The organism is Rhodovulum sp. PH10, from assembly GCF_000293785.1.
Classification (GTDB): Bacteria; Pseudomonadota; Alphaproteobacteria; order Rhizobiales; family Xanthobacteraceae; genus Rhodoplanes.
The window spans coordinates 120,207-126,346 of sequence record NZ_AKZI01000019.1; the positions used below are offsets into that span (position 1 = coordinate 120,207).

Annotated in this window: 4 protein-coding genes; 1 reads left to right on the forward strand and 3 read right to left on the reverse strand. The window is 69.9% G+C overall.

The window, feature by feature from the left end:
* Nucleotides 1-79: 79 nt before the first annotated feature.
* The 3 genes from prfA to A33M_RS04260 form a co-directional block, all read right to left on the reverse strand.
* Complete coding sequence (gene prfA, locus A33M_RS04250; RefSeq protein ID WP_008383876.1) at nt 80-1,159, reverse strand: peptide chain release factor 1; 1,080 nt, start codon at nt 1,157-1,159, stop codon at nt 80-82.
* A 9-nt stretch (nt 1,160-1,168) separates the two neighbouring features.
* Nucleotides 1,169-3,436: a phosphoenolpyruvate--protein phosphotransferase gene (gene ptsP, locus A33M_RS04255; protein ID WP_008383878.1), complete on the reverse strand. Its 2,268-nt coding sequence runs from the start codon at nt 3,434-3,436 to the stop codon at nt 1,169-1,171.
* 303 nt (nt 3,437-3,739) lie between these two features.
* Nucleotides 3,740-4,993, reverse strand: a complete 1,254-nt coding sequence (locus tag A33M_RS04260; RefSeq protein ID WP_008383881.1) for an aspartate kinase — start codon at nt 4,991-4,993, stop codon at nt 3,740-3,742.
* A 183-nt stretch (nt 4,994-5,176) separates the two neighbouring features.
* Between A33M_RS04260 and ubiG the strand changes: the two genes are divergently transcribed.
* The gene (gene ubiG / locus A33M_RS04265; protein WP_237718273.1) at nt 5,177-5,917 is read left to right on the forward strand and encodes a bifunctional 2-polyprenyl-6-hydroxyphenol methylase/3-demethylubiquinol 3-O-methyltransferase UbiG; all 741 of its coding nucleotides are present in this window, start codon (nt 5,177-5,179) and stop codon (nt 5,915-5,917) included.
* The last annotated feature ends 223 nt before the right edge of the window (nt 5,918-6,140 follow it).

Sequence of the window (6,140 nt, forward strand, 5' to 3'; positions counted from 1 at the left end):
GTCCTCGCTCGCGCTCGGACTCCGACCTCTCCCCGCACGCGTGGAGAGGTGCGCCGATGGCCGGCGACGAGAAGCTCGCTCACGCGATTCCGCCTTCGGCGGCGAGCAGCGCGGCGTTGTGCTCGGCCATCAAGGCGTCGACGATCTCGCCCAACGCCTCGCCCTGCATCACCTGCGGCAGCTTGTAGAGCGTCAGGCCGATGCGATGATCGGTAACGCGCCCCTGCGGGAAATTGTAGGTGCGGATGCGCTCGGAGCGGTCGCCCGAGCCGACCTGCCCGCGGCGGTCGGCGGCGCGCTCGCTGTCACGGCGCTGGCGCTCGGCGTCGTAGAGCTTCGCCCTCAGCATCGCCATCGCCTTGGCGCGATTCCTGTGCTGCGAGCGCTCCTCCTGCACGAACACGACGATGCCGCTCGGCACGTGCTTCACGCGGATCGCCGACTCGGTCTTGTTGACGTGCTGGCCGCCGGCGCCGCTCGACCGCATGGTGTCGATCTCGAGGTCCTTCTCGTCGATCGCGACGTCGACCTCCTCCGCCTCCGGCAGCACCGCGACGGTGGCGGCGGAGGTGTGGATGCGGCCGGACGCCTCGGTCTCCGGCACCCGCTGCACCCGGTGCACGCCCGACTCGAACTTCAGCCGCGCGAACGCACCGGCGCCGCGGATTTCCGCGACGATCTCCTTGTAGCCGCCCATCGTGCCTTCGCTCGCCGAGACGATCTCGGTCTTCCAGCCCTGCAACGCGGCGTAGCGCTCGTACATACGAAAGAGATCGCCGGCGAACAGCGCCGCCTCGTCGCCGCCGGTGCCGGCGCGGATTTCCACGATGACGTTGCGCGCGTCCATCGCGTCCTTGGGGATCAGCGCGAGCCGCAGCTCCTGCTCCAATCTTTCGCGCGTCTCCTCGAGCGTGGATCGCTCGCTCGCCGCCACGGCGCGCAGCTCGGCGTCGGTCGCGGCATCCGTCATCATCTCGTCGACGTCGTCGATCTCGCGCAGCACGGCCGCGTAGCGGTCGATCGCCTCGACCACCGGCGTCAGCTCCGACAGCTCACGTGACAATCGTGCGAAAACCTCCGGCGAGGTCTTTTCCGAAAGCTCCGCCTGCAGGGCGGCATGGCGCGTGACGAGCGCCGCGAGTTTGTCCGAGGGGAGCATCGATCGGCCTCAGAGCGTCAGCCCCTCCGCCTCGGCGAAGGCGGTGAGCTTGGCGCGGATCGAGGCGGTGCCGAGCGGCAGCGCCATCAGCTGGCCGATCAGCCGCTCGGCCTTGCCGACGTCGAGATCGAGCAGCATCGCCTTCACCGGGCCGACCGCGGAGGGCAGCACCGAGAAGGCGCGGAAGCCGATGCCGATCAGCGCCAGCGCACCGAGCGGCTTGGAGGCCAGCTCGCCGCACAACGTCACCGGCTTGTCGTGCACGCGCGCCTTGTCGACGATCAGCTTGAGCGCCCGCAGCACCGGCACCGACAAGGGATCGAACCGGCTGGCGACCCGCGGATTGCCGCGATCGGCGGCGTACATGAACTGCAAGAGATCGTTCGAGCCGACCGACAGGAAGTCGACCCGGTCGAACAGCTCGTCGAGCTGGAACAGCAGCGAGGGCACCTCGAGCATGGTGCCGACCTCGACCCGCTCCGGCAGCCGGTGGCCGTGCCGGCGCAGATGCGTCAGCTCGCGCTCGACCAGGCCCTTAGCCTCGTCGTACTCGTCGACCGCGGCGATCATCGGGAACATCACCCGCAGCTCGCGGCCGGCCGCCGCGCGCAGCATCGCCCGCACCTGGCTGCGCAGAAGGCCCGGCCGGTCGAGCCCGAGGCGGATCGCCCGCCAGCCGAGCGCCGGGTTCTCCTCCTCGAAATTGCGCATGTAGGGGAGCACCTTGTCGCCGCCGATGTCGAGCGTGCGAAACACCACCGGCCGGCCGCCGGCGGCGTCGAGCACGTTGCGGTAGAGCGCGAGCTGCTCGCTGGTGCGCGGAAACTGCGAGGCCACCATGAACTGCAGCTCGGTGCGAAACAAACCGATGCCGGCGGCGCCGGTCTCCTCGATGTGCGGCAGGTCGACCGGCAGGCCGGCATTGATCATCAGCGTGATCGGGTGGCCGTCGCGGGTGACCGAGGGGCGATCGCGCAGGCTGAGATACTGGAGCTGCCGGCGGGCGCGCAGCCGCACCCGCTCGATATAGGCCTGCTCCATGTCGGGCGAGGGCCGGACATGGACGTCGCCGGTGGCGCCGTCGACGATGATGCCGTCGCCGGGATCGACCAGGCCGGTGGCATTCGGCACCTCGCCGACCGCGGCGATGCCGAGCGCGCGGGCGACGATGGCGACGTGCGAGTTCGGGCCGCCCTCCTCCAGCACCAGGCCGCGCAAGCGGTTGCGGTCGTAGTCGAGCAGCGCCGCCGGCCCCATCGAGCGGGCGACGATGACGGCGTGCTCGGGCAGCTTGTCGCGGGTCGGTGCGTGGTCGTAGCCGAGCAGCTGGCGCTGCAAGCGATGCGCGAGGTCGTCGAAATCGTGCAGGCGCTCGCGCAGGTAAGGGTCGGTCTGGCGCAGCATGCGCGCGCGGGTGTCGGACTGCACGCGCTCGACCGCGGCCTCCGCGGTGAGGCCGGTCAGCACCGCCTCCTCGAGCTTGTGCACCCAGCCGCGATCGTGGGCGAACATGCGGTAGGCCTCGAGCACGTCGCGGTGCTCGCCACCCTCCGCCACCTCGCCGCTCTCCAGCATCAGATCGAGCTCCGCCCGCAGCGTCTCGATCGCGACGCCGAGCCGGCGCAGCTCCTTCTGCACGTCGTCGGCGATGAAATTGGTGATGACGACGCGCGGCTCGTGCAGCACCACGTGGCCGAGCGCGATGCCGTCGGTGAGCGCCGCCCCCGTCACGTGCACCGGCCGCCGGACGGCGGGCTCGGCCCCGGGCCGCGCCAGCGAGAGAAGCTCGCCCGAGGCGATCATCTCGGCGAGCACCATCGCGGTGGTCTGGAGCGCCTCGACCTCTTCCTCGGAATAGGTTCTGCGCGCCCGATTCTGCACCACCAGCACGCCGAGCGTGTTGCCGGCGCGCAGAATCGGCACGCCGAGGAAGGAGCGGTAGATCTCCTCCCCGGTCTCCGGGCGGTACGAGAAGGCGGGGTGGGCCTGGGCGTCCGACAGATTGATCGCGCTCGCCTCGGTGGCGACCAGGCCGACGAGGCCTTCGTCGGCGCGCATCACGGTCTGGTGGACCGCCTGCCGGTTGAGACCCTCGGTGGCATAGAGCTCGAGCGTGCCGTCGACCCGCAGGACGTAGCAGGAGCACACCTCCGCGACCATGTTCGCGGCGATCAGCACCACGATCTTGTCGAGACGTTCCTGCGCGCTGACCGGCTCCGCCATCACCTCGCGGAGGCGCCGTAACAGCACGCGTGGACCGCCGAGCGCACCGCGCATCGCGTGAGGTCCTTCAGGTGCGAGTCGGACCGGCCGGCCCGAGGGACGTTGCCGGCACGTGTCGAGGGAACCGGGTCCGGGGCGGACCGGATCGCGATTCCCCGATGGTCATAGCGAATGCCCCGCGTGCGCTGCAAGCGAAAGCAACGGCCGCGGCGCGACCCCGGCGGGCCGGGTCGACGCTTTGCGGCGAAATGGTTTGGCTTTGTGGCGAAATGGTTTGCACCGCTGCCGCCGGCGGCGGCAACGGGGCGCGGCCGGAGCGCACCGGCGCCCCGCCACGAAACGCCGGCGGGCGGCCGGTCAGGCCTTGTCGAGGCCGTAGAGCGTGTGCAGCGTGCGCACCGCGAGCTCGGTATAGGCGGCGTCGATCAAGAGCGAGAACTTGATCTCGGAGGTGGTGATCGCCCGGATGTTGATGCCGCGGTCGGCCAGCGCGCGAAAGCCGCGTGCGGCGACGCCGGCGTGGCTGCGCATGCCGACCCCGATCACCGACACCTTGCACACGTCCTCGGCGACGTCGAGCCGGGCGAAGCCGATCGTTTCGCGCGCCGTCTCCACCGTCGCCTTGGCGCGCTCGAAATCGGCCGCAGGCACGGTGAAGGTGAGGTCGGTGGTCTTGCCGTCCGGCGACACGTTCTGGACGATCATGTCGACATTGATGTTGGCGTCGGCCAGCGGCCCGAAGATCGAGGCCGCGACGCCGGGCTTGTCCTCGACGTTGCGGACGGAGATCTGCGCCTCGTCGCGGGAGAAGGCGATGCCGGTGACGACCTCGTGTTCCATGATCTCGGTCTCGTCGCAAATCAGGGTGCCGGGCGGGGGCCGGTGCGGGTCGATGTCCTCGGGGGCATCGAAGCTCGAGCGGACGAAGATGCGGACATTGTGGGTCATGCCGAGCTCGATCGAGCGCACCTGCATGACCTTGGCCCCGAGCGAGGCCATCTCCAGCATCTCCTCGAAGGCGATCTTGTCGAGCCGGCGGGCTTTCGGCACCACCCGCGGGTCGGTGGTGTAGACGCCGTCGACGTCGGTGTAGATGTCGCAGCGGTCGGCCTTGATTGCGGCGGCGAGCGCCACCGCCGAGGTGTCCGAGCCGCCGCGACCGAGCGTCGCGATCCGGCCGCTCTCGGCGTGGATGCCCTGGAAGCCGGCGATCACCGCCACCTCGTTGCGCTCGGCGAACGCCTTCACCAGCGGCGCACCGTCGATGTCGAGGATGCGGGCGGAGCCGTGCGCGTCCGAGGTTTTGATCGGAATCTGCCAGCCCTGCCAGGAGCGCGCCGGAATCCCGAGCGCCTGCAGCGCGATCGCCAGCAGCCCGGAGGTCACCTGCTCGCCGGATGCCACCACCGCGTCGTACTCGCGCTGGTCGTGCAGCACCGAGGCGGCGCGGACGAGATCGACGAGCTTGTTGGTCTCGCCTTTCATGGCGGAGACCACGACGGCCACCTCGTGGCCGGCATCGACCTCGCGCTTGACGTGGCGGGCCACGTTGCGGATGCGATCGATGTCGGCGACCGAGCTGCCGCCGAACTTCATCACGAGTCGGGCCATGGCGGGACGGGTCGTGCTCCGGAACGGTGCGCGCGAAGGCTTGCATCGGCGCGGCCCCGGCGCGAGAAAGGCGCGTATACATAACGGCGGGAAGGCGGCGTGGCAACCGGCCGCGCCGCGGGTGCCGCACACCGCCACGCAACCATTTCGGCAACCATTTCGGACATCCGCATGAGCATCGATTTGAACCGGGCTTCGACCGTCGACCAGGCCGAGATCGCGCGCTTCTCGGCGATCGCCGAGACCTGGTGGGATCCCCGCGGCAAGATGGCGGCGCTGCACAAGTTCAATCCGGTGCGGGTGGGCTGGGTGCGCGACCAGGCGTGCCGGCGGTTCGGCCGCGACACCAAGCGGATCGACACGCTGGCCGGCCTGCGCATTCTCGACATCGGCTGCGGCGGCGGGATTCTGTCCGAGCCGCTCGCCCGGCTCGGCGCCGAGATGGTGGGAGCGGACCCGGCCACCACCAATATCGAGGTGGCGAAGCTGCATGCCGAGAAGAGCGGGCTCGCCATCGACTACCGCAACACCACCGCGGAAGACCTCGCCGAGGCGGGGGAAAAGTTCGACGTCGTGCTGGCGATGGAGGTGGTCGAGCACGTCGCCGACGTGCCGCTGTTCGTCTCGATCTGCGCCGGGATGGTGAAGCCGGGCGGGCTGATGATCGCAGCCACGCTGAACCGCACGCTGAAGAGTTTTGCGATGGCGATCGTCGGGGCGGAGTACGTGCTGCGCTGGCTGCCGATCGGCACCCACCAGTGGGACAAGTTCGTCACCCCGGCGGAGCTGGAGACGGCGATGAGCGAGGCGGGCCTGGTCGTCTCGGCGGAGAGCGGCGTGCTCTACAACCCGCTCGCCGACCGCTGGGGCCTCGGCCGCGACATGGACGTCAACTACATGATGGCGGCCGACAAGCCGGACTGATCCCGGCACCCACCCGAAAAATACTCTCTCCGTCCGTCGTCCGGCGGATGCCCCTATCCGGGGCACTCCGCAGGCGTGCGCCTCGGGACCGGTGGCGACGCCGTCGCGGTGGGCACGCGCGTTTTTTCTCATACTGCTTCCGAATGATCAACTCGGACCATCGGTCCCGGCACGGCCTCCACCTCTCCCCGGCGGGGAGAGGTCGGACCGCGAAGCGGTCCGG